Origin of the sequence: uncultured Allofournierella sp. (genome assembly GCA_944382705.1) — a bacterium.
GTDB lineage: Bacteria > Bacillota > Clostridia > Oscillospirales > Ruminococcaceae > Allofournierella.
Map to the genome: position 1 here is coordinate 1 of CALWNE010000034.1, position 24,508 is coordinate 24,508.

General features: G+C 50.0%; 23 protein-coding genes. 18 read left to right on the top strand and 5 right to left on the bottom strand.

The annotated features are described in order from the left end of the window. On the bottom strand, window positions 1-503 hold a 503-nt coding region (gene yfbR, locus ACH2EM_RS04895), incomplete at its 3' end, for a 5'-deoxynucleotidase (RefSeq protein WP_395151008.1). Window positions 504-619: 116 nt separating this feature from the next. Here yfbR and ACH2EM_RS04900 point away from each other — a divergent pair. Next, window positions 620-2,965, top strand: a complete 2,346-nt coding sequence (locus ACH2EM_RS04900) for a YfhO family protein (protein ID WP_395151009.1) — start codon at window positions 620-622, stop codon at window positions 2,963-2,965. A 114-nt stretch (window positions 2,966-3,079) separates the two neighbouring features. After that, entirely contained in the window at window positions 3,080-5,230 is a 2,151-nt protein-coding gene (locus tag ACH2EM_RS04905) for a Tex family protein (RefSeq protein WP_395151010.1), read from the top strand. Between the two features lie 267 nt (window positions 5,231-5,497). On the opposite strand, the gene asnA is transcribed toward ACH2EM_RS04905, so the two are convergent. After that, window positions 5,498-6,505, bottom strand: a complete 1,008-nt coding sequence (gene asnA / locus ACH2EM_RS04910) for an aspartate--ammonia ligase (protein WP_395151011.1) — start codon at window positions 6,503-6,505, stop codon at window positions 5,498-5,500. Window positions 6,506-6,613: 108 nt separating this feature from the next. On the opposite strand from asnA, the gene ACH2EM_RS04915 reads away from it, so the two are divergent. Further along, window positions 6,614-6,814, top strand: coding sequence for a hypothetical protein (locus tag ACH2EM_RS04915; protein WP_395151012.1), 201 nt, complete (start codon window positions 6,614-6,616; stop codon window positions 6,812-6,814). A gap of 148 nt (window positions 6,815-6,962) precedes the next feature. Next, window positions 6,963-7,187: a hypothetical protein gene (locus tag ACH2EM_RS04920; protein ID WP_395151013.1), complete on the top strand. Its 225-nt coding sequence runs from the start codon at window positions 6,963-6,965 to the stop codon at window positions 7,185-7,187. Window positions 7,188-7,301: 114 nt separating this feature from the next. Here the strand turns inward: ACH2EM_RS04920 and ACH2EM_RS04925 are convergent, their stop codons facing one another. After that, the gene (locus ACH2EM_RS04925) at window positions 7,302-8,501 is read right to left on the bottom strand and encodes an acetate/propionate family kinase (RefSeq protein WP_395151014.1); all 1,200 of its coding nucleotides are present in this window, start codon (window positions 8,499-8,501) and stop codon (window positions 7,302-7,304) included. A gap of 198 nt (window positions 8,502-8,699) precedes the next feature. Between ACH2EM_RS04925 and ACH2EM_RS04930 the strand changes: the two genes are divergently transcribed. Beyond that, window positions 8,700-9,893 carry a nucleotidyltransferase family protein gene (locus ACH2EM_RS04930; RefSeq protein WP_395151015.1) on the top strand — a complete coding sequence of 398 codons (1,194 nt, stop codon included), beginning with the start codon at window positions 8,700-8,702 and terminating at the stop codon, window positions 9,891-9,893. Window positions 9,894-9,911: 18 nt separating this feature from the next. Further along, on the top strand, window positions 9,912-10,616 hold the full coding sequence (locus ACH2EM_RS04935) for a YoaK family protein (protein ID WP_395151016.1): 705 nt from the start codon (window positions 9,912-9,914) through the stop codon (window positions 10,614-10,616). 179 nt (window positions 10,617-10,795) lie between these two features. Here ACH2EM_RS04935 and ACH2EM_RS04940 read toward each other — a convergent pair whose 3' ends face one another. Beyond that, on the bottom strand, window positions 10,796-11,476 hold the full coding sequence (locus ACH2EM_RS04940) for an extracellular solute-binding protein (protein WP_395151017.1): 681 nt from the start codon (window positions 11,474-11,476) through the stop codon (window positions 10,796-10,798). A 295-nt stretch (window positions 11,477-11,771) separates the two neighbouring features. On the opposite strand from ACH2EM_RS04940, the gene ACH2EM_RS04945 reads away from it, so the two are divergent. The 9 genes from ACH2EM_RS04945 to ACH2EM_RS04985 all read left to right on the top strand — a co-directional run bounded on the left by ACH2EM_RS04945 (window position 11,772) and on the right by ACH2EM_RS04985 (window position 20,983). Beyond that, a complete protein-coding gene (locus tag ACH2EM_RS04945) occupies window positions 11,772-12,260 on the top strand; it encodes an AraC family ligand binding domain-containing protein (protein ID WP_395151018.1) in 489 nt (162 codons plus the stop codon). 366 nt (window positions 12,261-12,626) lie between these two features. Next, window positions 12,627-13,307 carry a sugar transferase gene (locus ACH2EM_RS04950; protein ID WP_395151020.1) on the top strand — a complete coding sequence of 227 codons (681 nt, stop codon included), beginning with the start codon at window positions 12,627-12,629 and terminating at the stop codon, window positions 13,305-13,307. Between the two features lie 111 nt (window positions 13,308-13,418). Next, on the top strand, window positions 13,419-14,480 hold the full coding sequence (locus ACH2EM_RS04955; RefSeq protein WP_395151022.1) for a glycosyltransferase family 2 protein: 1,062 nt from the start codon (window positions 13,419-13,421) through the stop codon (window positions 14,478-14,480). Window positions 14,481-14,486: 6 nt separating this feature from the next. Then, the gene (locus ACH2EM_RS04960) at window positions 14,487-15,470 is read left to right on the top strand and encodes an acyltransferase family protein (RefSeq protein WP_395151023.1); all 984 of its coding nucleotides are present in this window, start codon (window positions 14,487-14,489) and stop codon (window positions 15,468-15,470) included. Continuing rightward, a complete protein-coding gene (locus ACH2EM_RS04965; protein ID WP_395151024.1) occupies window positions 15,457-16,383 on the top strand; it encodes a glycosyltransferase family 2 protein in 927 nt (308 codons plus the stop codon). The genes ACH2EM_RS04960 and ACH2EM_RS04965 overlap by 14 nt, the downstream gene beginning before the upstream one ends. 19 nt (window positions 16,384-16,402) lie before the next feature. Continuing rightward, the gene (locus tag ACH2EM_RS04970) at window positions 16,403-17,584 is read left to right on the top strand and encodes a hypothetical protein (protein WP_395151026.1); all 1,182 of its coding nucleotides are present in this window, start codon (window positions 16,403-16,405) and stop codon (window positions 17,582-17,584) included. A 17-nt stretch (window positions 17,585-17,601) separates the two neighbouring features. Then, on the top strand, window positions 17,602-18,831 hold the full coding sequence (locus tag ACH2EM_RS04975) for an oligosaccharide flippase family protein (protein ID WP_395151027.1): 1,230 nt from the start codon (window positions 17,602-17,604) through the stop codon (window positions 18,829-18,831). Between the two features lie 17 nt (window positions 18,832-18,848). Beyond that, the gene (locus ACH2EM_RS04980) at window positions 18,849-19,961 is read left to right on the top strand and encodes a polysaccharide pyruvyl transferase family protein (protein ID WP_395151028.1); all 1,113 of its coding nucleotides are present in this window, start codon (window positions 18,849-18,851) and stop codon (window positions 19,959-19,961) included. Between the two features lie 11 nt (window positions 19,962-19,972). Beyond that, the gene (locus ACH2EM_RS04985; RefSeq protein ID WP_395151029.1) at window positions 19,973-20,983 is read left to right on the top strand and encodes a glycosyltransferase family 2 protein; all 1,011 of its coding nucleotides are present in this window, start codon (window positions 19,973-19,975) and stop codon (window positions 20,981-20,983) included. Window positions 20,984-21,145: 162 nt separating this feature from the next. Here the strand turns inward: ACH2EM_RS04985 and ACH2EM_RS04990 are convergent, their stop codons facing one another. Further along, window positions 21,146-22,126, bottom strand: a complete 981-nt coding sequence (locus ACH2EM_RS04990) for a LacI family DNA-binding transcriptional regulator (protein ID WP_395151031.1) — start codon at window positions 22,124-22,126, stop codon at window positions 21,146-21,148. A gap of 123 nt (window positions 22,127-22,249) precedes the next feature. Between ACH2EM_RS04990 and ACH2EM_RS04995 the strand changes: the two genes are divergently transcribed. Genes ACH2EM_RS04995 through ACH2EM_RS05005 form a run of 3 tightly spaced genes read left to right on the top strand, consistent with a single transcriptional unit; the run spans window position 22,250 to window position 24,344 of the window. Beyond that, window positions 22,250-22,414 carry a hypothetical protein gene (locus ACH2EM_RS04995; protein ID WP_395151032.1) on the top strand — a complete coding sequence of 55 codons (165 nt, stop codon included), beginning with the start codon at window positions 22,250-22,252 and terminating at the stop codon, window positions 22,412-22,414. Window positions 22,415-22,426: 12 nt separating this feature from the next. Continuing rightward, entirely contained in the window at window positions 22,427-22,615 is a 189-nt protein-coding gene (locus ACH2EM_RS05000; RefSeq protein WP_395151034.1) for a hypothetical protein, read from the top strand. Window positions 22,616-22,637: 22 nt separating this feature from the next. Further along, complete coding sequence (locus ACH2EM_RS05005) at window positions 22,638-24,344, top strand: glycosidase (RefSeq protein WP_395151035.1); 1,707 nt, start codon at window positions 22,638-22,640, stop codon at window positions 24,342-24,344. Window positions 24,345-24,508: the final 164 nt, after the last annotated feature.

Below are 24,508 nucleotides of genomic sequence, written 5' to 3' on the forward strand. Positions count from 1 at the left end.
GCGAGGGCTTCCCGCTGCTGGGCCATGGCGGCGGCAAACTCCCGGTTGCCGGCCTGCACTTCCTCCATACATTTAATGAGGGCACTCAGCCGGTCGGCGGCTTTCAGCAGCCGCTGCTCCGCTTCGGTGAGAATACGGCCGGTCATGTAGCCTGCCATGGGCTGGCGCAAAGCAGGAGGCAAAAGCCCCAGCATGGCCACGGCACTTTCGGTTTCCAGGGCCTTATAGGCGTTTTTCAGCCGTTCGTTTTTGTATTTCACCGGGGTGGGCATATCCCCGGTGAGAATTTCCTGGGCGTCGTGGTAGAGGGCTGCCACAGCCACCGTTTCGGGCCGTACCGGTGTGCCGGTTACCTCCTGGGCAATCAGGCAGAGGGTGTGGGCCAGAATGGCGGTTTCGGTGGTGTGCTCGCTGAGGGTTTCCGGCCGGGCGGAGTGCATCAGGCTCCAGCGGCGGATGTACTTCATCCGGCTGACCAGGGCATTAAAGGGATAGGTATTCATAACAAAAGCCACGCTCCTTGCTTACCAAAGTAACTGTGCCTATTGTAGCACGGTTTGAGGCTACTTTGAAGGGATGCAGATGTGAAATCATCAACACAGGAAAGGGTGAACAATCAATGCCAACGCTGCAAAAGCCCCGCCAAAATAAGTTTTGGCTGACCTTTGGGCTGTGCGGTTTGGGCGCAGCCATGATGCTGCTGCCTTTTTATATTGTGGATCAAGGGTTCTTTCTGTACGCTGGAGATTTTAACAGCCAGCAGATTGCCTTTTATTACTACGCCAACGAATTTGCAAAAAGTGGGGCCAGCTTTAGCTGGGCCACCGATTTGGGCAGCGGCTTTTTAAACAGCTACTCTTTTTATCTGGTGGGCAGTCCCTTCTGGTGGCTTAGTTTGCTGTTTCCCTCTGGCTGGATGCCCTATTTGATGGTGCCGCTGCTTTGTTTAAAGTTTGCGGTGGCAGGTGCAGGCGCTTACCTGTGGGTCAGCCGGTATACCCGCCAACCTAACCTGGCGGTTTTGGGGGGCTGCCTATACGCTTTTTCTGGCTTTACGGTGTACAATGTGTTCTTTAACCACTTTGTGGATGTAATTGCATTGTTCCCCTATCTGCTTTGGTCGCTGGATGAGGCGGTATACAAAAAACGCCGGGGTATGTTTGCCTTGCTGGTGGCCCTGAACCTGCTGAACAACTACTTCTTTTTTGCGGGGCAGGTGGTGTTTCTGCTGCTGTATTTCTGCTGCATGACCCTTTGGGGCCCCTGGCAGATGGACTGGCGCAGGTTTGGCCGCCTTGCCTGGGAAAGTTTGCTGGGTGTGGGCATGGGCTGCGTGCTGCTGATTCCCACCGTGTACAGTTTGGCCAACAACCCCCGTGTATCCAAGTTTTCCAATGGGTTCGGCCTGCTGCTGTACAGCAAACCCCAGCAGTATGCAGCCATCCTGTACAGCCTGTTTTTTCCGCCGGACTGCCCCTTTATGCCTGCCATCTTTACCGAGGGCGTTATTAAATGGACCAGCATGACCGCCTACCTGCCTTTGGTAAGCATGGTGGGTGTGATTGCCTACTGCCGCAGCTGCAAGGGAACTGCCTTTAAGCGGCTGCTGGGCATCTGCCTGGTGATGGCGCTGGTGCCGGGGCTGAACTCGCTGTTTTATGCCATGAACTCCAGCTACTATGCCCGGTGGTTTTATATGCCCCTGCTGATTATGTGCGCCGCAACGGTGTACAGCCTGGAGCACACCAGCCAGGTGGATTTGCAAAAGGGCTTTGGGCCTACGCTGGCGGTGCTGGCTGCCTATTGCGCCTTTGCCCTGGTGCCCACCAAAGTGGAGGAAAGCTGGCAGATTGGCGTTATGAAGGAACCGGCCAAGTTTTGGATGAATTTCGGTTTGGGTACGCTGGGCGTGTTGGTGTTCTGGTATTTATGGACCCGGCAGAAAAACCCCGCCCTGCTGGTGCGCCGCCTTACAGCTGCGGTGCTGGCCTTTGGCTGCGTGTATGGGGTAGCCCACATTGCGGTGGGCAAGTTTGCCCAGTGGGACAACGATAAAAACTACCGCCAGCAGCAGTATCTGGACGCAAGAACCCTGGCTCAGACCCTGCCCCAGGGTGCCTACCGCATTGATGACTACGAATGCTACGATAACCTGGGTTTGTGGATGAACAAAAGCGATTTGCAGACCTTTAACTCCACGGTGGCCCCGTCCATTTTAGAGTTTTACCCCAGCGTGGGGGTTAAGCGGGATGTACGCAGTGCCCCAGAGCTGGAGGATTATGCCCTGCGGGGGCTTTTGAGCGTGCGGTTTACCGTCTGCCCGGTGGAGGATCAGGCGGACTTGGAGGAAAAACTGGGGGATACCTGGCGGTACTATGCCACCCAGGGAAGCCTGGCGGTTTACGAAAACACCCAATGGCTGCCTATGGTGTACGCCTACGATGCCTATGTTACCAACGAACAATGGGAGGAAGTGGCGGAAAGCAACCGCTCCAATCTGCTGATGCGGGCCATGGTGCTGGACCAGGAACAGGCTGCCCAGTACGGCCACCTGCTGCGCCAGCTTACCTCGGAGGAATGCAGCGGCCTTACCCAGCAGGCCTACCAGGAGGATTTGGAGCAGCGGGCCAGCATGGCGGCTTATCAGGTGGAGCTCACCGGCAGCGGCCTTACCGCCCACATCCAGCGAGAGCAGGAAAGTCTGGTGCTGCTGGCTGTACCCTATGACGAGGGCTTTACCGCCACGGTAAATGGCCAGCCGGTGCCGGTGCTGAAGGTCTCCAACGGACTGATGGCGGTGCAGGTGCCCCAGGGGGACAGCACCATCCAGCTGGAATACCACACCAAGGGGCTGAATGTCTCGCTGGCGGTGTCGGCGGTTTGCCTGGTGGTCTGGGCAGTGTATATCCTGCTGGGCCGCAGAATGGATGCCAAGGCTGCAAAGGCCAATGTGTTTCGGCGGTGAAGAAGAAAACCCCGCCCTTATTTAAAACGAATTGCTGTACACAGCGCTGCCCACAGGCTTTTGGCCTGCCCGGCGGCGCTGTGTTTGCCCTGTTAGATAGAAAAGGAGCCTAATATGACGGAATTTTGCAAGGTATTGGCCACCGAACTGAACCTGCCCCAGCGGCAGGTGGAAGCGGCGGTGGAACTGATTGACGCAGGCAACACCATCCCTTTTATTGCCCGGTACCGCAAGGAAGCCACGGGAGCAATGGATGACCAGGTGCTGCGCCAGCTGGCAGACCGGCTGGAATACCTGCGGGGGCTGGAAAAACGCCGTCAGGAGGTGGATGCAGCCATCCGCCAGCAGGAAGCCATGACCCCGGAGCTGGAGCAGGCTCTGGCGGCTGCTGTAACCCTGGCAGAGCTGGAGGATTTGTACCGCCCCTACCGGCCCAAGCGCAAAACCCGGGCCAGCGTGGCAAAGGCCCGTGGGTTGCAGCCTTTGGCAGATGCCTTGTTTGCCCAGGATGGAGCACTGGATGTGCAGGCTGCCGCTGCCCAGTATCTGAGCGAGGAGGTGCCGGACGCAGAAAGTGCCCTTGCTGGCGCACGGGATATTTTGGCCGAGCAGATTAGCGATGACGCTGGCCTGCGTACCCAGCTGCGCCGGTTTTACACCACCTTTGGCCGGCTGGTAAGCAAGGCCGCAAAGGAGGAGGACAGCGTTTATGCACCCTACTACGATTACAGCGAGCCAGTGAGTAAGGCAGCCGGACACCGGGTTCTGGCCCTGGACCGGGGCGAGCGGGAAGGCTTTTTGAAGGTAGCTGTGGAGGTGGACACCGAAAAGGCCCTGGGCGGCATTCGCCAGATGTTTGTGAAGCGCAGCGGCGGCGAAAGTGCCCGCCAGGTGGAACTGGCTGCAGAGGACAGCTATACCCGGCTGATTCATCCCAGCATGGAGCGGGAGATGCGCAGCCTGCTGAGTGAACAGGCCGCAGAGGGTGCCATTCAGGTGTTTGGTGCAAACCTGCGCCAGCTGCTGTTGCAGCCCCCCATCAAAGGCAAGGTGGCCCTGGGCATGGACCCCGGCTACCGGATGGGCTGCAAGCTGGCAGTGGTGGACCCCACCGGCAAGGTGCTGGATACGGCGGTGGTATACCCGGTTCCGGAGTTCAAAAAGGTGGAACAGGCCAAAGCCAAGGTCAAGGACCTGATTGCCCGCCACGGGGTGCAGATTATTGCCATCGGCAACGGCACTGCGGGCAAGGAAACCGAAATTTTTGCCGCCCAGGTCATTCGGGAAATTGGGGGCGGCGTACAGTACATGGTGGTGAGCGAGGCTGGTGCCAGCGTGTATTCCGCCAGCAAATTGGCGGCAGAGGAATTCCCCCAGTTTGATGTAAACCTGCGCAGTGCCGTGAGCATTGCCCGCCGTTTGCAGGACCCCCTGGCCGAGCTGGTGAAGATTGATCCCAAGGCGGTGGGTGTGGGCCAGTACCAGCACGATATGCCCCAAAAACGCCTGAACGAAACCCTGGACGGCGTGGTGGAGGACTGTGTAAACAGCGTTGGTGTGGACTTGAACACCGCCAGTGCACCGCTGCTGGCCCGTGTGGCAGGTTTAAGCGCCTCCACTGCTAAAAATGTGGTAGCCTGGCGGGAGGAGAACGGGGCCTTTACCTCCCGTGCACAGCTGAAAAAGGTGAAGGGACTTGGGCCCAAGGCCTTTGAGCAGTGCGCCGGATTTTTGCGCCTGCCGGGGGCAAAGCAGCCTCTGGATTCCACCGCAGTTCACCCCGAAAGCTACGGTGCAGCCGCTGCCCTGCTGGAGCTTTGCGGTTTTACTGCCAAGGATATTGGCACCCCTGCCATTGCCCAGCTGCCCCAGAAGGCACAGGCCATTGGGTTTGAAACACTCTGCAAAGAAACCGGCGCAGGCGAGCCTACCCTGCGGGATATTATGGCCGAGCTGCTGCGCCCCGGCCGGGATATGCGTGATGAGCTGCCCGCCCCCCTGCTGCGCAGCGATGTGATGGGGCTGGAGGACCTGAGGCCGGATATGGAGCTGATGGGTACCGTGCGCAATGTCATCGATTTTGGCGCCTTTGTGGATATTGGCGTGCATCAGGATGGACTGGTGCATATCAGCCAGCTCAGCGACCGGTTCATTAAGCACCCCAGCCAGGCCGTCAAGGTGGGCGATGTGGTAAAGGTGAAGGTGCTGGAGGTGGATGTGAAGAAAAAGCGCATCAGCCTGACCATGAAGGGCCTGAACGGCTGACACTCACCGGAACAACCGGCAGCCCGGCAAGAGCTGTTGAAAAAACTGAACCCCATATAACACAAAAAATCCGCTCCGGTAAGCAGCTGCTTGCCAGGGCGGATTTTTTGCAAGAATTTCAATCACAAAAAAAGAATGAAGAGGAGTGGTCTTGGCAGTGGAGTAACTGCCAGGGGAATAAGACCATGGTGTTAGTATACCCCCAGGATATGTGGGAACTGTTGGAAAATTATTGCCAATTTGTGAAATTTTCAGCCCCGTGCAATGTTACAGCAGGGGAATGCCTGCCTGTTTGCAGGCTTCCACAGTTTGCTCATCCCAAAGGCTTACCTGCACCTCGCCCACATGGGCTTTGCCCAGCAGCAGCATGCACAGGCGGCTTTGACCAATGCCGCCGCCGATGGTAAGGGGCAGCTGGCCTGCCAGCAGCATTTGATGGAAGGGCAGGCTGCGCCGGTCATCGCATCCGGCCAGGGTCAGCTGCTGGTCCAGGGCCTGGGGGTCCACCCGGATGCCCATACTGCTGATTTCAACGGCCTGCTGCAAGGTTTCGTGCCAGAACAAAAGGTCGCCGTTCAGGCTCCAGTCGTCATAGTCCGGGGCACGGCCATCGTGGGGGCGGCCGCTTTTGAGTGCGCCGCCAATCTGCATAATAAAGGTGGTGGGATGCTGGCGCAGGTAGGCGTTTTCCCGCTCTTTACCGGTCAAATCCGGGTACATATCCTCCAGCTGCTGGCTGGTTACAAAGCTTACTTCCCGGCACAGGGTAGTGTTGAGGGAGGGGAACTGCCATTTCAGCTCATCCAAGGTGGAGCTGATGGCGTACACAATGTTTTGCACCGTCTGCTGCAAAAACTCCGGGGTGCGCTGGGAGGCATCAATCACCTTTTCCCAGTCCCACTGGTCCACATAGATGGAGTGCAGGTTGTCCAGTTCCTCATCCCGGCGGATGGCGTTCATGTCTGTTACCAGGCCGTTGCCCACCCGGAAGCCGTACTGGTGCAGGGCCAGCCGCTTCCACTTGGCCAGGCTGTGCACCACCTGGGCATTGCAGCCGGTGGCGGGCACATCAAAGCTTACGGGCCGTTCAATGCCGTTCAAATCATCGTTCAGGCCCAGGGCAGGGTCCACAAACAGGGGTGCCGTAACCCGCTTGAGGTGCAGAGCGGCGCACAGCTTGATTTCAAACATCTGCTTAATCAGGCCAATGGCTTTTTGGGTGTCGTATAAACCCAGGCAGGGGGTGTACCCGGCAGGCAGCGTGACATGGTTCATGGTGAGCCTCCTTTTTGCGCTTGGATGATTTTTTACACTAAAGCACTACTGTATTGCATTATCTCTTGCTGTCTAGTATACTTGATTTTAAGCGGGGATGCAAGGGCTTTGGAGCAAGGAAAACAGCACACCCAAAGGCAAAAAACAGCAGGAATGTATAAACTGCAAACAAGTGGGCTATCCTGTGAAGTGCTGTTGTTGAACTGGCAGGTGCAGCAAAAGTGCAATGGAATTGCACCAAAAATAGAAGTATTTGTGGAGCTAAATTGTTTCACTGGTAGAAAAATAATCAAATTGGATACAAATTGATTTTTCTGTGCTATAATGCGCCAGTGAACAGGACAGGAGGCTGCAAAACGGCTGGCAGCCCGCCGCAAACTGTCTGTTTGCCAGGAAAGCACAGCTTTTCGGCCAAAGCCGTATACCGGTTGACCAACGAGCAAAGGAGGCGTGCAGAATGATCAAAGAGCTCAAGGTTTCCAGCTTCCAGCAGGTAAAGGACATTGTGAATGCCGCAGCAAAATGTGAGCATGAGGTGAATGTAAAGGATCTGAAGGGTGTCATTGCCGACGCCAAGAGCATTCTGGGCTTGATGAACCTGGACTATAAGCACCCCGTCAAACTGATGGGTGAAAATGCGGAGGAGATTGAACGCATTTATAACGCAGTGGCAGCGCAGTAAGCACTGCCCGCACCAGGCAGAGGGCAGTGTGGGCCCTGCTGCCTGTTTTTTTAGCAAGAAAAATCCCTCCTGCCGGTTGGCAGGAGGGATTTTTGTATAGCATCAAAAATGCAATTAGCCGTTTACCAGAGCCAGAGTATCGCGAGCGATCATCAGCTCCTCGTTGGTGCAGATCATCAGGATCTTTACACGGCTGTCGGGAGCGGACATATCGATGATGTCGGCGCCGCGCAGCTTGTTCTTCTCCAGGTCCAGCTTAATGCCGAAGAAGTCCATGTTCTCGCACACGCCGGCACGCAGACCGTGGTCGTTCTCGCCAATGCCGCCGGTGAACACGATGCAGTCCAGACCGTTCATGGCAGCGGTGTAGGAACCGATGTACTTCTTGATCTGGTAGTTCAGCATATCTTCTGCCAGCTTGGCACGCTCGTTGCCAGCCAGAGCAGCTTCTTCCACATCACGCTTGTCGCTAGAGATGCCGGAAATGCCCAGCAGACCGCTGGTCTTGTTCAGGTAGTCTGCCATTTCCTGGCCATGGATGCCCAGCTTCTGCTCCATGTAGGTTACAACGCTGGGGTCAATGTCGCCGCAGCGGGTGCCCATCATAACGCCGGCCAGAGGAGTCAGGCCCATGCTGGTGTCAACGCACTTGCCGCCGTCCACAGCGGTGATGGAGGAACCGTTGCCCAGATGGCAGGTGATGATTTTCAGCTCGCTGGGATCCTTGCCCAGGTAGTCGGCAGCAGCCTTGCTTACATAGCGGTGGCTGGTGCCGTGTGCGCCGTAACGACGGATGGAGTACTTCTCGTACATCTCGTAGTTTACGCCGTAGATATAAGCCTTGGGAGGCATGGTCTGGTGGAAGGTGGTGTCGAATACCACAGCGTTGGGCACATGCTCGCCAAACACAGCCTTGGCGCTGCGCAGACCCTGCACATGAGCCATGTTGTGCACGGGAGCCAGAGGAGCAATCTCCTCGATTTTGTCGATAACAGCATCGTCAGCCAGGCAGCTCTCGGTGAAGAACTCAGCGCCCTGCACCACACGGTGGCCAATGGCACCGATTTCGCTCTTGTCGGCCACAACGGCGCCCTCGCCGGTGGTCATCATTTCCACTACCTTGGAGAAAGCCTCGGTATGGGTGGGGAACTCAGCTTCTTCGGTCCAGGACTGGCCGTTGGCCTTGTGGGTGATTTTGCTGCCGTTGATGCCAATGCGTTCACACAGGCCCTTGCACAGCACATTCTCGTTTTCCATGTCGATCAGCTGGTACTTCAAAGAAGAAGAACCGCAGTTGATAACCAGAATTTTCATGTGATCGTTTCCTCCCGAAAATTGTTCGTTCAAATAATAAAAGCACAAGCAAAAAGCAAGCCCAGTGCGCATAGCACTGAACCAGGTATGGCCCAAAGGCAGTACAGCTTTTCATTGTCTTGATTTTATTATATAATGGAATAAGTTCGTTTGCAACCTAAAAAACCAGCATAAAACTGCCCCAAAGGAGGCCCTTTCATGCTTGCAGCAGGCATTATTACCGAATACGATCCCTTTCATGCAGGGCACGCATGGCAGATTGAGCAGGCAAAGGCCCTGGGGGCCCAGGCTGTGGCGGTGTGCATGAGCACCGATGTTACCCAGCGGGGCGGTCTGGCCCTGCTGCCACCCTGGGTGCGTGCAAAGGCCGCCTTGCAGGCGGGGGCGGATTTGGTGCTGGGGCTGCCCGCTCCCTGTGCCCTGCAAAGCGCCGAGGGCTTTGCTGCCGCAGGGGTGGCGGCGCTCACGGCTTTGCCGGGGCTTTCCTGGCTGGTGTTTGGGGCCGAAAGCCCAGAGGTACAGGCACTAAAACAAACCGCAGCCCTGCTGGACGAGCCGGAGTTTCAGCAGGAGTTAAGCAGGCAGCTGGCCACCGGCATCTCCTTTGCCGCCGCAAGAGCCAAAGCAGCTGCAAGGCTCCTTTCTTTGGCCGGGCAGGTGCTGGCCAGCCCCAACAACAATTTGGGTGTGGAGTACTGTAAGGCCATCCGGCGCAGTAAAAGCCATCTTGAACCGGTGCCCCTGCCCCGCAAGGGAGCGGCCCATGGGCAGCTTACTCCTGGCCAGGAGGGCTTTGCCAGTGCCACCTTTTTGCGCCAGGCATGGGCCAGAGAGGGCGCACAGGGCCTGCAAGGCTATGTGCCGGACCAGGCATTGGAGCTTTACCGGCAGGCCCAGCAGCAGGGGCTGGACATCAGCGGTTTTCGGTTTGAGCTGGCAGTTCTAAGCCGGCTGCGGGCGGCATCCGTGGAGCAGCTGGCTCAGGTGCGGGACACTGCGGAAGGCCTGGAGCATCGGCTGGCCCAGGCAGTGGCCCGTGCCACCAGCCTGGAAGAACTGTACAGCCTTTTAAAAACCAAGCGATACGCCCATGCCCGGCTGCGCCGGTATGTGCTTTGTGCGGCTCTTGGCTATACCGGCCAAACCAGCGGTATGCCCAGCTACCTGCATATTTTGGGGGCTACACCCCAGGGGCTGGAGCTGCTGCGGGGGGCCGCCCTTCCGGCGGATACCTCTCTGGCCCGGCTGGCCCGGCTGGGCCAGGCCCAGCCGGGCCAGGTACAGGCCCATGCCGCCGCTGCGGATTTGGCGGCTTTGTGCCGCTCCCAGCCAGGGCCTATGGGGCAGTGCTACACCCAGCCGCCTTGCTTTGTGGGCAAACGCAAGCAGTAACAGAAAAGAGGATTTTGCATGAAGGAACAACAGCTCCAGCGGGTGGAAAGCAGCGAGGCCCTTCGGGTGGCCATGCTGCTGGGGTTATCTGGTGGATTTTTGGAAGTGTACACCTATCTGAACCGGGGCGCTGTGTTTGCCAATGCGCAAACCGGAAATCTGGCCTTGCTGGCTATGCACACGGTGCAGCGGGAATGGGCCCAGGCGCTGGATTATCTGGTGCCAATTGTATCGTTTACCCTGGGCATTGTGATTACCCGGATGGTGCGTGCCAGAGGCAAGCAGAAGCCTGGCCGCTATCTCCACTGGCGGCAGTGGATTTTGTTGGCGGAACTGACCGTGCTGTGGGGGGTGGGGTTTATTCCTCAATCCGAAGGGTGGAACCGAGTGGCAAACATCTGCGTAGCCTTTGTGTGCTCCCTGCAATACGGTGCGTTCCGGCGCATTCATGGGCAGGCCTTTGCTACTATTATGTGCACCGGCAACCTGCGCAGCGGCACCGAGGAGCTATGGCAGTTTTTTGCAACCCGCCAAAAACAGCATCTGTACCATGCACTGAATTTTTATGGGGGCATTCTGGCGTTTATGGTGGGAGCCGCCATCGGGGGCCTGGCCTGCCCTGTCCTGAAGGAGCAGGCAATCTGGATGGCCTGTCTGCCTTTGGTAGTGGTATTCAGCTGCTTGTTTTTTGCCTCCTTCCCAACCCTGCAAGTAGATTCATAACAAATACATCCCGCCTGAATGCAGGCGGTTTTGGGGGAGCTATGCCACGGAACCATGGGCATGGCCCCTTTGCTTTTTAAAAATCAAACGGCAAACAAAAGCCGCCCGGAGGAACATCCACCGGGCGGCTTTTGTTTGCAATTTTATGTGATGAGAGATACCCCTGACCGGGCAAGCCTTTACAGGCGGGTCAGGTACAGCTGTACGCTGGGATAGTCACCTGCCAGCTGGGGCAGGGTGTAACCGGCATTCATTAGAGTGCTGCCGCTGAACACGGCACCCACACCCTGCTGTGCCAGGTCCAGGCCAGCCTGGGGCGCACTGTGGCAACCATAGATGTTAAGGGTTTCCACCCGGTAGAGGGCATCCGGCTCCAAGCCACGCAGCCACAGGTGCAGGGGCCGGGGGTTGGCTTCGGGATGGGTGAGAACCAGGTCCACCGTGTCCTTGTCCTTGGGTACGGCGTACAGCTTGCCGTCCGAACCGCTGGCATTTGCAAGGGAAACACCCGAGAAGTTGCTGGTCTCCACAATGTCAGAACAGTCTGCCAGCTTGCCGTTGTCGGCATACTTCAAAATTTCGTTGGTGTGCATCCAAAAGATATCAGGCATCTTGCCGCTCATGGCAGAGGCCTTCAGTTTGGTCCAGTATTCACTCCAGCTGGTTACCTGTACTTCAATATGTACATTGGGGTGCTGGGCGGTGTAAGCCTCACACATGGCGGTCATGCCATCGCGCTGGGCCACATCCCAAATTTGGAAGGTCAGGTTTACGGTGTCATCCTTCGAGTCGCACCCAACCAGGCTTGCAGCCAGGCAGGCACTTAGTCCGGCACAGGCCAGTCTGCGCATCAAACTCATGGGTTGGTTCCTCCTGTTTTACCTTTTGTGAATCAGCTGCTTTTTGACCGGCCGGATACAAAAAGCAACAGATTTAGTTGTTCTGCTGAAAAATAGGGATAAGTTTTGTAAAATGTGCATAATATACAATTTATTTCCAAATTTAATGTGTTCATTATATAATTTGACTAAAAATATAAATATCATTTTGCCGCTTTTTATCTCTCAATTTAAAGGATTATTTAGATTTAAGTTGAAGTAATATAGCATTATGCTATATAATATTCACAATGAACAGAAAAGAAGTTGTTTTTCCGTGAAAGCCACCAAAGGAGAAAATACGGTCAATAAATTGCTGTTTCATGTGTTCCAGGACGAACGCTTTGTGGACCTGAATCTGTATCAGTATGGCTGGGAACGCACCGAGCCTCTGCACTCCTATGGGCCTTATCGCCGTAATCACTACCTATTTCATTATGTGATTTCCGGCAAAGGAGTACTGTATGCCGAGGAACACCGCTACCCGGTGGAAGCCGGCCAGGGCTTTTTGATACTGCCAGGGCAAACCACCACCTACTGCGCCGACGAGCAGGACCCCTGGGAGTACACTTGGATTGAGTTTGACGGCCTGCGTGTGCGGGAGAGCCTGACCCGTGCAGGGCTGGGAGCTGCAAACCCGCTGCATTTTTCCAGGGCGTTTAAGTCGGTGTACGGGATGTCTCCCAGAGCCTACCGACAGGCCCATTTTATCCCTGCCGAGAGGGTGCAAAGAGCATCCATAGGGGAGGGGAGCGGCAAAGTATAACATCTTGGGGCTGCACAAGTTCCCCGGCAAAAGGGCTGTGGCTGGCTTTTGGCAAACCCAACAAAAGCCCTTGTATTGTATAAAAAGGTTCCTGGAATACAGTTTGACTGCATCCGGGAACCTTTTATTGCGTAAGGCAGTGCGTCTAAGCGAAATATAAAAACATTTTTAGTTCTTAATTTTGAAAATAGCAATATTCCCGACATTTTTGGCGCAAATTCATTGCCAAAAGCAACTAAATGAGTTATGATTTAAAATAAGAGTGTATTTTTGGCAAAAATAAGACAAGGCATAAAAAGGACCTTAATAGGGTTATACAACTTACCAAAAAGAAAATTAAGATAGTGCTTTTGGGGGAAGTAGATAATGACCGTTCAGCAGCCAATTCGTCAAATTATGAAGCAACATCGTATTTTGTTGACTCAGAAGCAAAAAAAATATTTGAGGTGGAAGCGTTTATTAGATACAATAATCGCATCTTTTGCACTTGTTGTACTTGCCATCCCATTTGCTGTAATTGCGATATTACAAAAACTAAATAGTCCCAAGGAGCCTATCTTTTTTAGACAAAAACGGGTTGGCCAAAATAGCCGTGTTTTTTATATCATAAAATTCAGAACAATGAAAAGCACAGCGCCAAAGTATTCGTCAACTGGCGAGTTGGAGAATGCAGAAGAGTACATATCCAAACTAGGGCGATTTTTAAGAGACACAAGCATTGATGAATTGCCTCAGTTGTTTAATGTTGTTTTTGGGGATATGAGTTTGATTGGCCCAAGACCGCTGATTCGTCACGAGCGCAATGTTCATTACCTGCGCCGCTACTATGGAGTGGATCAGTTAAAACCTGGTATCACTGGTTGGGCACAAATTAACGGACGTGACCTTTTAAACGATTACGACAAGGTTTTTTATGACCGTGAGTACTTGAAGAATGTAAGTATTGCTTTTGATATGAAAGTTTTTCTGGGCAGTGTGCTGAAAGTGATTGGTAGGCATGATATCCATGAGGGGATAACTACTGTCTCATCAAGAGAAGGGTCTTGATGAATTTCATATTGCAAAATATTGTTCTTGACTAGACGCTGAAAAATTGGGGTTACATCACATATATTGCCCTACAACTTGAAAGTGGTAATAAAAGAGGAGTGCGGAATTATGAATCAAAATCCAATGGTAAGCATTATCATGCCGGTATATAAAGTAGAAGAATATGTAGGGAAATCCATTGAGAGCATTCAGCAACAGACATTTCAAAACTGGGAACTCTGGGCGGTGGACGATGGAACACCTGACAATAGCGGAAAAATTTGCGATGAGTATGCTAAGCAAGATTCCCGCATTCATGTGATTCACAAAGAAAATGGTGGTGCACCCAGCGCCCGGAATATGGCCATGAAGCAGGCGAGCGGAAAATATTTTTATTTTATGGATTCTGACGATTGGGCAGAACCCACCATGCTGGAAGATATGGTGGCTTTGGCAGAGCGGCACAGTCTGCAACTGGTGGTAACTGGTTTTTACATTGATACATACTACACCGACACCGAAAAGTACACGCAGACGCAATGTGTGGATAGCCGGGTATATGAAAGTCAACAAGAATTTCGTCGGGATGCCTACCGCTTGTTCGATAAAAATTTGCTGTACACACCCTGGAATAAATTGTTTTTGGCTAGCTATCTGAAAGATAACGAACTTTACTTTCCTACCACATTTTGGGACGATTTCCCCTTCTGCTTAAGCGTGGTGCGTAATGTTGAGCGTGTGGCTGTCATGAAAAATGCCTATTACCATTTTTTGCGCAAGCGTGCTGAATCCGAAACGGCAAAGTACAATCCTAGGATGTATCAAAAGCGAGAGGAAGAACATCAGTGGATGCTGGAACTGTATGGTTACTGGAACATCCACGATGAAGCAAGCAGAGAAATGATTTCTCGACGGTATGTTGAACGCTTGATTGGTTGCATTGAAAATTTGACCAATCAAAAATGCGACTTAACCGCCAGAGAGAAAAAAGCGCAAATCAAGCAAATTATCACTTCTGATTGCTGTCGCACGGCTCTGCGTTATATGAGACCTCAGTCGGGAATGATGAAGCTAATGATTTTGCCCATTAAAATGCGCAGCGTACTTTTGACCTATTGGGAAGGCTGCACCATTTCCAAAGTAAAGTCTGGCAACACAAAATTGTTTGCCAGATTAAAAGCGGAGCGATAAGAGCTGATGAAACAGGTAAATCACAACTTGATGACCTGCCGAGGGATAGCGGCGTTTTTGGTAGTTTTGGAACATTCGATTATTCGATACCCTATTGACTTGCGGGCACAAGCCCAGTGGTGTGTGGTGTTGAGTAACTTTATTAACTCGTTTCATATGCCACTGTTTTTTATTCTTTCGGGATATTTGACATCCGTTCAAAAAATTGACTCTCCGGCAAATTGGCTGCAAAAACACTGCAAAAGATTGTTGCTGCCGTGCTTTGCAATGGGAGTGGTTGATATGCTGCCCAGATTGTTTTTGCAAAGTTTTGTGCACAACCCGTCTAATATTCAAAATTCTATACTCAACATCTTGCTATATGGCGGATATTTTTGGTTTTTAATTGCCATGTTTTTAGTGCAGGCAGTAACAGGTCTGTGGGTGACTTACGGCAATAGAAATGCTTTGTTTGCGATTAGTGCGGTATTAATGATTGCCACTCGTTTTTTTGCTTTTCCTCAGTTGTTCCGAGTCGATCAGGCATCGTACTATCTGTTCTTCTATTTACTGGGTGGATATTACAGAGAATACGAAAAAAGGATTTTAAAGCACAACCAATTGATTGGATGCGCAAGTTTTCTATTGGTAGTTACTCTGGGATGGATTGGAAATCGTTTTACCAACATTCTGGTTGCTGTTGCCGCTTGCTGGCTTGCCATACAGTTGAGTACATGGATTACTGCATGTGGAAAGAATCGGCTTTTAGAACTGGCAGGTCAATATTCGTTGCAGATTTATTTGTTTAATGGAATCACCTTGGGGGTAAGTCGTACATTGCTTGTGCGATTGGGGCTTGCTGACCCATTATTACTTATTGTTGGGAATACTGTTTTAGTGTTTTTGATGGAAGCAATGATGATTTTTGTTTTAAAACAGTTGCCTGCAATAGCTGTATTGTTCGGTATGAGGAGAGAAAAGCAGGGGGGTAAACAATATGCCACAAATTAGTATTATTGTGCCTGTCTACAAGGTAGAAGCTTATCTTGACCGATGCATTAACGCTATCTTGAATCAAACTTTTACAGATTTTGAATTGATTTTGGTAGATGACGGATCTCCGGACAGGTGTCCTCAAATGTGTGACGAATGGGCAAAGAAAGATAGCCGGATTCGTGTAATTCATAAACAAAATGGAGGAGCGGGTGCTGCTAGAAATGCAGCACTGGCTTGTGCTGCAGGCGAATACATTGGATTTGTGGATAGTGATGATTGGATTGCGCCTGAAATGTATGAATATCTGCTTGGCTTATTTAAAAAATATCCCCAAGCGCAGATTGCGCAATGCGAATCAGTTCAAGTAAGCAGTGAGCGACATCCATTACCCAAGATTTCTGAGCATATAGAATTGTGGAATCAGAAGCGGATGATGGAATATTTTTTTAGGGTCAACGGAGAAAAGAGCAACTACAGCATTTGGAATAAGCTAATTCGTCGTGATGCACTAAAGAATTTTTCGTTTATTGAAGGCACAATCAGTGAGGATGTAGCAGCAAATTTTGATTTCTTTTCGTCGGCCACATGGATGGTTTCTTCCAATAAAATTTTGTATTACTATTTTGTTAATGAATCTGGGGTTACAAAATCGCCGGTTACGCAGAAAGATTTAGAATACATTGATGTTTGGAATAGAATCGCAAAAAGTGTTTCTCCAGAGTTTGAGGAATATTCAAAAATTAATCTAGCAAGAGCCAATTTTACAATACTCACTAAAATGCTTGTATCTGGATATGATAAGTCCGACCCTAAATTACAAGCAATAAGAGTGAAATTGAAGAATCAATTGCGTAAAGACTTTTGGAAATTGATGCAGTGGAAGATGCCTTTTAGTAGAAAAATTATGTTGATTATTTTGTGTATTTAATAGGTTGGTTGAAAATAAAATGATAAAGCTGCTGAAACCGATTAGTTTTTTGTTGTGTTTTTTTTGTTTTGTTCCATTCCTCTATTTGTTGCCGATTCCAAGCGACACACAGCCATATGCATTTATTATGGCATGTGTATTTTGTGTAGTCGTAAGAAAAGTAAAAATTCCAAAAATATTCTATAATATTATATGGATTTATATTTTAATTGTTGTTGGAGCATTGGTTACAATAATTTTAGCAAAGCCGTCTGAAAAATTTCTAGTACTAAGGAAGACTTTTAACTATGTAAGTTTGTTTGTAGTTAGTACTGCTGTATATAATATGCTGATAGCTAACAATGGGATAAATGAATTTTGGGAAAAATTATTTATTTCCATATGGTTTTTAGTAGGAGCTATACAGGCATATATCTATCCTAATTTCATGATGCAATTTGTGTCTAACGCAAGGACTGGAGGCGCAAGAGGAGTTATTGGGCTTGCTTCTGAACCTTCATTTTATGGATACATGATGATATTTTTCTTTTTGATTGCAAGTCAATTTAAAAAAAGTAAAATATTATTTCAGGCGATGTGCATAATTCAAATTGTGCTTTTTGCAAAATCGGCAGTTTCGCTAATTTATCTAGCGATTCTTTTTGCGTGCTATATTATTAAACAAATGGTTTTAATTTATAAGCAAAAACCTGAAAAAGTGATTGGCATGATTTTTATTTCAATGATAGTTGTTTTTTTTGTGTTAAAATTTGGAGATGACTTGATAAGTGTTTTTGGAAACACGAGAATGATTGTTCTTTGGAAAAACCTTATTTCAAATCTTGATAGTATAACTAGCATTGAACAATTGTACCAATTGGATTATAGTGTAGCAACTAGAGTAAATTCAGTTGCTACAGCTATAAGAGAATTTTTTGCATATGGAGGAATTCCTCATGGATTTATTTATGAGGACTTTTCCTTCAGAGTGGAAAGTGGATATGGGACACTTTTGTATGAAATGGGAATATTAGGAGTTATTTTTATATATATTATTTCCAAAATTTTATATAAAGGTTTTAAGAATAATGGCCCTATTTTTGTGTGTATAAGCGCAATGATGTTTTCTTCAGTTCAGTTTGGAAATCCGATGCTGTCTTTTATACTAGGGTATGGTATGTATAACATACATTTAAACAGTCAATCAAAGAGAGTAAAATAAATTTTATGTGTTAGGATATGAAACAAAAAAATGTAGTAAAAAACACGGGAATGCTTTTAGCGCTTAATATCGCTAAAATGTTTTTTCCATTCGTGACATTGCCCTATTTAACGCGTGTTTTATCCACCGATGCGTATGGTACTGTAGCCTATGTCAAATCAGTTATGAGCTATATGCAAATCCTTGTAGATTTTGGATTTGTGCTGTCTGCAACAAAAGATGTGATTCAAGCAAAAAATAACAAGCATGAATTAGAAGTCGTAATTGGTGACACTATTGCAGGAAAGATGCTGCTGGGGATTGTTGCGCTGTTTACTTTGATAGCGCTAATTATTGCTTTACCAATTTTGCGCAGCAATGCACTGTATACTTTGCTTTCCTATTTAGTGGTCTTTATATCTATTTTTTTGCTGGAATTTTTGTTTCGCGGCCTGGAGATTATGCATATCATTACGATAAGATTTATTGTAATGAAAACAATATCAACCATTCTTACATTTGTTTTTGTCAAGAGCGATGCACAACTGCTTTTGATTCCTGTGTTTGATATTTTGAGTTCACTGATTGCTGTTTTGATGGCAGTCTACGAAGTAATTAAACTTGGTCTAAAGCCGAGGTTTACAGGCTTTGAAAAGGCGATTCAAAGCATCAGGCAGTCTATGGTGTATTTCTTTTCAAGCGCAGCTTCAACTTCATTCAATGCTCTAAGCACTTTAATCATTGGAGTACAAATCAGCTCTTCGCAGGTGGCATACTGGAGTGTTTGTATGCAGGTGATTAACGCTATTCAGGCGTGTTATACACCTCTCGCAGATGGTGTGTATCCGGAAATGATAAAAAATCGCAATATTACATTGATACAAAAAATGATTAGAGCGCTGTTGCCCATTATTGCGGTAGGTTGCTGCGTTGCGTATGTCTTTGCTGGAACAGCACTAGATGTTTTGGGCGGCGAGCAGTATCTGGTTGCGGTACCTGTTTTTCGGGCACTAATTCCGGTGCTGTTTTTCGGATTCTTGGCGGTAATGTTTGGTTGGCCAGTACTGGGTGCAATAGGCAAAGAAAAGGAGGCAACTGTTTCCACCATTTGCTCTGTTTTGCTTCATATTGCATTGCTAGTATTCCTGGTTTTTACAAATTCCTTTACCTTGTTCAATATTGCGCTCGTTCGATCGCTTACAGAGATTCTATTTTTTGCTATAAGATTTTATTATTTCAATAAGTACAAGCATCTTTTTAATACATAAAATAATGGAGGAAATGGATGAAAGCCGCAGTAATTACATTGCACACTGTATGCAACTACGGAACGCAGTTACAAGCATATGCAACTCAGGAAAAATTGAAAGAGTATTTTGATGATGTTGTTTTTATTGATTATAGACGGAGCGATACCTATGGAATGGGTCTGCTTAAAACATTTGTGAAAGGAAATCCTTTAAAGATTCCGGTTATCCTTCCCACACTTTTGTGGTGGAAGCGTGTTTTTGGGAAATTTCAAAAACAATATCTTAACATTGACTCAAATGTATATTTGAACAACGAAGATTTCAGCCGATTCAAAGATTGTGCAGATGTCTATTTTTCTGGAAGTGACCAAGTTTGGAATGCTGGATGGAATAAGGGAATTATTCCGCCTATGTATCTTAGCTTTGTACCAGATGAAAAACCTAAATATGCCTACGCATCTAGCTTTGGACGCTCAAAAGTATCGGAACAAGAAGTAAGGGATTCCAAGCGTTACATCGACCGGTATAATTTTATTACTGTGCGAGAAGAAAGCGGAGTTCCGCTGCTTAAAGAGCAGTATAACTATCAAAATGTTTACCGAATTCTGGATCCAACTTTGTCTATGACTCCGGAATTTTGGCGCAAAGTTGCTCCGGCTCGAAAAATCAAAGAGGACTACATTCTTATCTATAATCTGCAGAGAAGTAAGGAATTTGATCAATACGCAGAAGAATTGCAAAAGCGCACAGGATTAAAATTATATCGTTTCTGCACTCGTTTCGATCAGATGATTAAAAACGGGAAAAGCTTGCTTATTCCGGATATTTTGGAGTTCGTTTCCTTAATTGATAACGCCTCTATCGTGTTGACGGATTCGTTCCATGCTACGGCGTTTTCCATGAATATGAATACAGAACCTATCTGCATTTATCCCAGCGATTATTCCTGCCGTCTATCCGAGTTTTTGAATCTGGTTGAAGCTGGCCACCGGCATGCAAATGATTTTGAGGATTTTGATGTGCTGAACAGACCCGTTGATTTTGAACGAGTCAACCAAATTCTGAATCAGGAACGCAAGAAAACCGACGAGTTTTTAACAATGGTTCAGCAACATGTTAAGAAAATGGCAGAGGAAAGAATGAGCTGAAAGGAGTAACAATGAGTTGTCAACAGGAAAAAATCAGCATTATTGTGCCGGTTTATAATGGCCAGCGGTTTTTGCCGGAATGTGTGAATTCTATTCTGGCACAGGATTATCAAAACATTGAAGTGTTTTTGGTGAACGATGGCTCTAAAGATAATTCCGGAGCACTGATTGATGAGTTTGCTCGCAAAGATTCTCGTGTTATTGCACTGCATCAAGAAAATGCAGGAGTGAGTGCAGCCCGAAACAATGCCCTGCGCCGGGCAACAGGTGCCTATGTGTGTTTGATTGATCAGGATGATTGTGTTGCGACAGACTATGTTTCGTATTTTTACCGGTTAATTAAAGAAAATAGGGCTGAAATTGCGCTAACACCACAAGCAAGAAGGTTTGTATCTACCGAAGGCTTGACCGAGGATAAAACACAAGATTCGGTTGAGGTTTGGAGCGGTGAACAGGCTGCAGCGGCAATCCTATACTATAAATTCATTATTGCGCCCTGGAATAAAATGATTAGTATGGATTTGATTCGCAAGAACAATCTGGAATTTTGTACCAAGTTTTTTAGTGGAGAAGGCTTCAGTTTTTCGGTAGATTGTTTTCAGCGCGCTCAAAGAGTTGCGGTAGGGCATAAAAAGGTATACTATTACCGTGTAGATAATCCAGAAAGCGGAATGACAAAATTCAGCTTGTTTGTGATTAACAGCAGCATCAATGCACAAAAGTTTATTCGTTCCAGACTTGTTAAAGAAACTCCCTCACTGGTGGATGCATGCCGTTATGCAAACTGGCATACCCATTGCGATTGTATTAATACAATCATTGGGTGCGGAGTAAAGCAAAAGCATGAGGATTTGTATAAGCAAATTAAAAGTGTATGCCAAAAAGAGGCGGTATGCGCATTTAAAGCACCTGTTTCAATGAAAGAAAAAATGAAAGCTTTTATGTATTTGCTTAGTCCTTATTGCGCTGCTCGAATCATCAATCACTTCCGGGTTCGAAAATTTACAAAAGAAGATAATTAACCTAAAATTAACACCCCCCAAGCTTTTGTTTATCCTACACAAAAGCCTGGGGGGATTTTTCTACAAAGGGCAAAATGTCAAACGATTGATATTTTGCCCTGCATCTTTTATTATGAGGGAGGGAACAACCGGCAAAGGGCCCTTGGCTGGCTTTTGGGCCGGTCAGGTGCTTTCCCGTTCCACCAAAGTTACCGGCAGCACCACGCTGTCTGGGCTGGCTGCTTCGGCACCGGCCACAATCCGCTCCACAGCCCAGCGGCATAAATCCTCCACCGGCTGGTGGATGGTGGTCAGGGGAGGAGTGGTCAGGCAGGCCAAATCGGTGTCATCGTAGCCCACCACCCTCAAACGGTGGGGCACCTCAATGCCCTGCTGGCTGCAATATTGCAGCACCTGTGCGGCAATGATGTCGTTGGAACAAAACACCCCATCCACTTGCGGATGTGTCTGGAACAGGTGATGAATCACCGGCTGGTAGCGCATGGAGATAAAATCCCGCTCGCTGGCATCCACCATTACCGGCAAAGCGGCACCTCGCTGGCGGCAGGCATCGCAAAAACCCACAAACCGTTTGTTGGCGTCCATCTCCATTTCGGCACTGCCGCTGATGTAGGCCAGGTGCTGGCAGCCCTTGCCCAGCAGATGTTCTGCGGCCTGCCACCCACCAGAATAGTTGTCTGCGCAGGCACTGGGGATGGAGGGGGCCAAAGTGCGGTCGAGGGTAACCACAGGCAGGTTGGCCACATTCACATGGTCCAGCAGGTTCTGGGTATGGCTGGCCAGAATCACCCCGGCCACCTTGTTGCTTTTAAGCATATGGAAATACTCAATTTCCTTCTGGGCGTCCAGGTCCGAAACACACAAAAGCAGCTTGTAGCCATTGGCGCACACAAACCGCTCCACCCAGTCGATGACGGCCCCAAAAAAGAAATGCTTGGCAGATGGCACAATCAGGCCAATAAAGCTGCTTTTTTGTTTGATAAGAGACTGGGCCAGCTCGTTGGGGTGGTAGTCCAGTTCTTCCATGGCTGCTAAAATTTTGGCTTTGGTTTTTTCGCTCACATTGGCCCGGTTGTTCAGCATCCGGGAAATAGTGGTCACCGTCACGCCGGACAGTCTGGCCACATCTTTTAAGGTTGCCATAGGGCTGTTGCTCCTCTCGCTGCAAAATCTACCCGTTATTATCCCATAGCGGCAGGGGGAAGTCAAACCGGCCTTTCAAATGTTTTGATAGAATTGTTATACAGCAAAAAGGAGAACAAACACATGAACAACACTCTGCTCAATACCCTGAAAGCCGCCCGTGAGGGTCTGGCACAGCGTCTGGATGCCCTCACTCTGCCCGAATCCATCCCCCACGGCGATATGCCCGGCGACAAGGTGCTGATTACCGAGAGCCATGTGGCCAAGGCCAAGACCATTCTGCCCTAGCTGGTGGACCAGATGATTGCACAGCTGGAAAACAAGCCCCTGCAGCGCTGCGTCATCAGCGTGTGCGGCGGTTCCGGCGTTGGCAAAAGCGAAACTGCCTCTCTGCTGGCCTCTCAGGCACACAAGGCAGCTGCGATTTTGTCCAAGAGCGGCCAGCTGCTGAGCTACGGCGAGTACCGGGCCATGATGGAAACCCTGTAATAGAAGGAAAAGGAACAATACAATGGAACAGAAAACTGCACTTTCCGCCGGTGTAATGCTGAATGCCTACCCGGACAGCATGGGCGGCACCATGGCCCAGATTGTGGACCTGCTGCGCCAGCCTGAATTTAAGCAGGTGTTTGATGCCTTTTACATCCTGCCCAGCGTATTTAATACCGACCTGGACCGGGGTTTCTCGGTGATTGACTACAACCTGAACGAATGTTACGCCACGCAGCAGGATCTGGACGCTTTGGGCCAGCTGGGCATTGACATGAAGTTTGATTTGATTTTGAACCATGCTTCGGTGCTGTCGCCCCAGTTTCAGGACCTGCTGAAGAACGGCGAAAATTCTCCCTACAAGGACTTTTTCATTGATTGGAACAAGTTCTGGCAGGGCCACGGCCAGATGACCCCGGAGGGATACATCCAGCCCGACGAAGAACTGATTCGGGAGATGTTCTTCCGCAAGCCCGGCCTGCCCATTCTGATGGTGCGGATGCCGGACGGCCGGGAGGTACCCTACTGGAACACCTTCTACCAGGAGGTTCGCTACCGTCCGGTGGATGCCAGCCAGCTGGTGGAGTGCCTGGGCATTCAGTACCAGGCTGCCAGCCAGATTGCCCAGCTGGTAAACCAGGCACTGGAGCGGGGCGAAAAGCCCGCCGCCATGGACTTTGGCGCATTTGAGAACCACAAAGCAGCGGTGGTGGATCTGCTGGAGAGCCGCCGCAGCTACCTGGGCCAGATGGACCTAAATGTGGCTTCCCCTCTGGTATGGCAGTTCTACGACGAAACCCTGCGCAAGCTGGCAGACTACGGCGCCCGGATTATCCGTTTGGATGCCTTTGCCTACGCACCCAAGACCCCCGGCGCCCGCAACTTCCTGAACGAGCCGGACACCTGGGAGATGCTCCAGCGGGTGGGCGGCATTGCCCAGCAGTATGGCCTGAGCATCCTGCCGGAGATTCACTCCAGCTACGGAGAAAAGACCCACGAAAAACTCTGTCAGTCCGGCTGCATTACCTACGATTTCTTCCTGCCGGGTCTGCTGCTGGATGCCTTTGACCACCAGAACTTTGAGTACCTGGTGCGCTGGATTGAGGACATCCAGACCAAGGGTATGCGGGTGGTAAATATGCTGGGCTGCCACGACGGCATTCCCGTGCTGGACTTGAAGGGCCTGCTGCCCGAAGAACGCATTGAGGCTCTAGTGGAGACCCTCAAGGGCCGGGGCGGCCTTGTAAAGGACCTGCATGGCGCCAAGAATATGTACTACCAGGTGAACTGCACCTATTACAGCGCCCTGGGCGAAAGCGACCGCCGGATGCTCATGGCCCGTGCCTTGCAGCTGTTCATGCCCGGCAAGCCCCAGGTGTGGTATCTGGATTTGTTTGCAGGTCGCAACGACCTGGAAGCAGTACGCCGCAGCGGTGGTGCGGGCCACAAGGAAATCAACCGCACCAACCTGACCCTGGAGCAGGCAAAGGACGGTTTGAATCAGCCTGTGGTACGCCGCCAGCTGGAGCTGCTGCACCTGCGCAACACCTGCCCCGCCTTTGGCTGGGATGCAAAGCTTACCGTGGAGCAGCCCGCTGCCCACCAGATTACCCTGCGCTGGGAAAAGGATGGCCACAACGCCACCCTCACCATGGATTTGAAGGCCGAAAGCTTTACCATTGCAGTGGGCGAGAACGGCACCAGCCAGGTTGTATTCCAGGAAGGCTAAGCTTGCCCGGAACAATCAAAAGTCCCCACCTGCTGCCTGCTCAAGGAGCATGGCGGCAGGTGGGGGCATAGAAGGAACAGAAGGTTTAAAAACCGATGTTCAGATAAAAAAGGCCATGGCCCACAGAGGAAATTCCTCCTGTGGGCCACGGCCTTTTTGCAAGG

Excerpts from the sequence above, each read along its gene's own strand:
- ACH2EM_RS04990 (WP_395151031.1), bottom strand. The coding sequence starts at position 22,126 with ATGGCAACCTTAAAAGATGTGGCCAGACTGTCCGGCGTGACGGTGACC.
- ACH2EM_RS04980 (WP_395151028.1), top strand. The coding sequence starts at position 18,849 with ATGAAAGCCGCAGTAATTACATTGCACACTGTATGCAACTACGGAACG.
- ACH2EM_RS04920 (WP_395151013.1), top strand. The coding sequence starts at position 6,963 with ATGATCAAAGAGCTCAAGGTTTCCAGCTTCCAGCAGGTAAAGGACATT.
- ACH2EM_RS04925 (WP_395151014.1), bottom strand. The coding sequence starts at position 8,501 with ATGAAAATTCTGGTTATCAACTGCGGTTCTTCTTCTTTGAAGTACCAG.
- ACH2EM_RS04995 (WP_395151032.1), top strand. The coding sequence starts at position 22,250 with ATGAACAACACTCTGCTCAATACCCTGAAAGCCGCCCGTGAGGGTCTG.
- ACH2EM_RS04970 (WP_395151026.1), top strand. The coding sequence starts at position 16,403 with ATGATAAAGCTGCTGAAACCGATTAGTTTTTTGTTGTGTTTTTTTTGT.
- ACH2EM_RS04930 (WP_395151015.1), top strand. The coding sequence starts at position 8,700 with ATGCTTGCAGCAGGCATTATTACCGAATACGATCCCTTTCATGCAGGG.
- ACH2EM_RS05005 (WP_395151035.1), top strand. The coding sequence starts at position 22,638 with ATGGAACAGAAAACTGCACTTTCCGCCGGTGTAATGCTGAATGCCTAC.
- ACH2EM_RS04985 (WP_395151029.1), top strand. The coding sequence starts at position 19,973 with ATGAGTTGTCAACAGGAAAAAATCAGCATTATTGTGCCGGTTTATAAT.
- ACH2EM_RS04965 (WP_395151024.1), top strand. The coding sequence starts at position 15,457 with ATGCCACAAATTAGTATTATTGTGCCTGTCTACAAGGTAGAAGCTTAT.
- ACH2EM_RS04940 (WP_395151017.1), bottom strand. The coding sequence starts at position 11,476 with ATGAGTTTGATGCGCAGACTGGCCTGTGCCGGACTAAGTGCCTGCCTG.
- asnA (WP_395151011.1), bottom strand. The coding sequence starts at position 6,505 with ATGAACCATGTCACGCTGCCTGCCGGGTACACCCCCTGCCTGGGTTTA.
- ACH2EM_RS04960 (WP_395151023.1), top strand. The coding sequence starts at position 14,487 with ATGAAACAGGTAAATCACAACTTGATGACCTGCCGAGGGATAGCGGCG.
- ACH2EM_RS04955 (WP_395151022.1), top strand. The coding sequence starts at position 13,419 with ATGAATCAAAATCCAATGGTAAGCATTATCATGCCGGTATATAAAGTA.
- ACH2EM_RS04935 (WP_395151016.1), top strand. The coding sequence starts at position 9,912 with ATGAAGGAACAACAGCTCCAGCGGGTGGAAAGCAGCGAGGCCCTTCGG.
- ACH2EM_RS04950 (WP_395151020.1), top strand. The coding sequence starts at position 12,627 with ATGACCGTTCAGCAGCCAATTCGTCAAATTATGAAGCAACATCGTATT.
- ACH2EM_RS04905 (WP_395151010.1), top strand. The coding sequence starts at position 3,080 with ATGACGGAATTTTGCAAGGTATTGGCCACCGAACTGAACCTGCCCCAG.
- ACH2EM_RS05000 (WP_395151034.1), top strand. The coding sequence starts at position 22,427 with ATGATTGCACAGCTGGAAAACAAGCCCCTGCAGCGCTGCGTCATCAGC.
- ACH2EM_RS04975 (WP_395151027.1), top strand. The coding sequence starts at position 17,602 with ATGAAACAAAAAAATGTAGTAAAAAACACGGGAATGCTTTTAGCGCTT.
- ACH2EM_RS04900 (WP_395151009.1), top strand. The coding sequence starts at position 620 with ATGCCAACGCTGCAAAAGCCCCGCCAAAATAAGTTTTGGCTGACCTTT.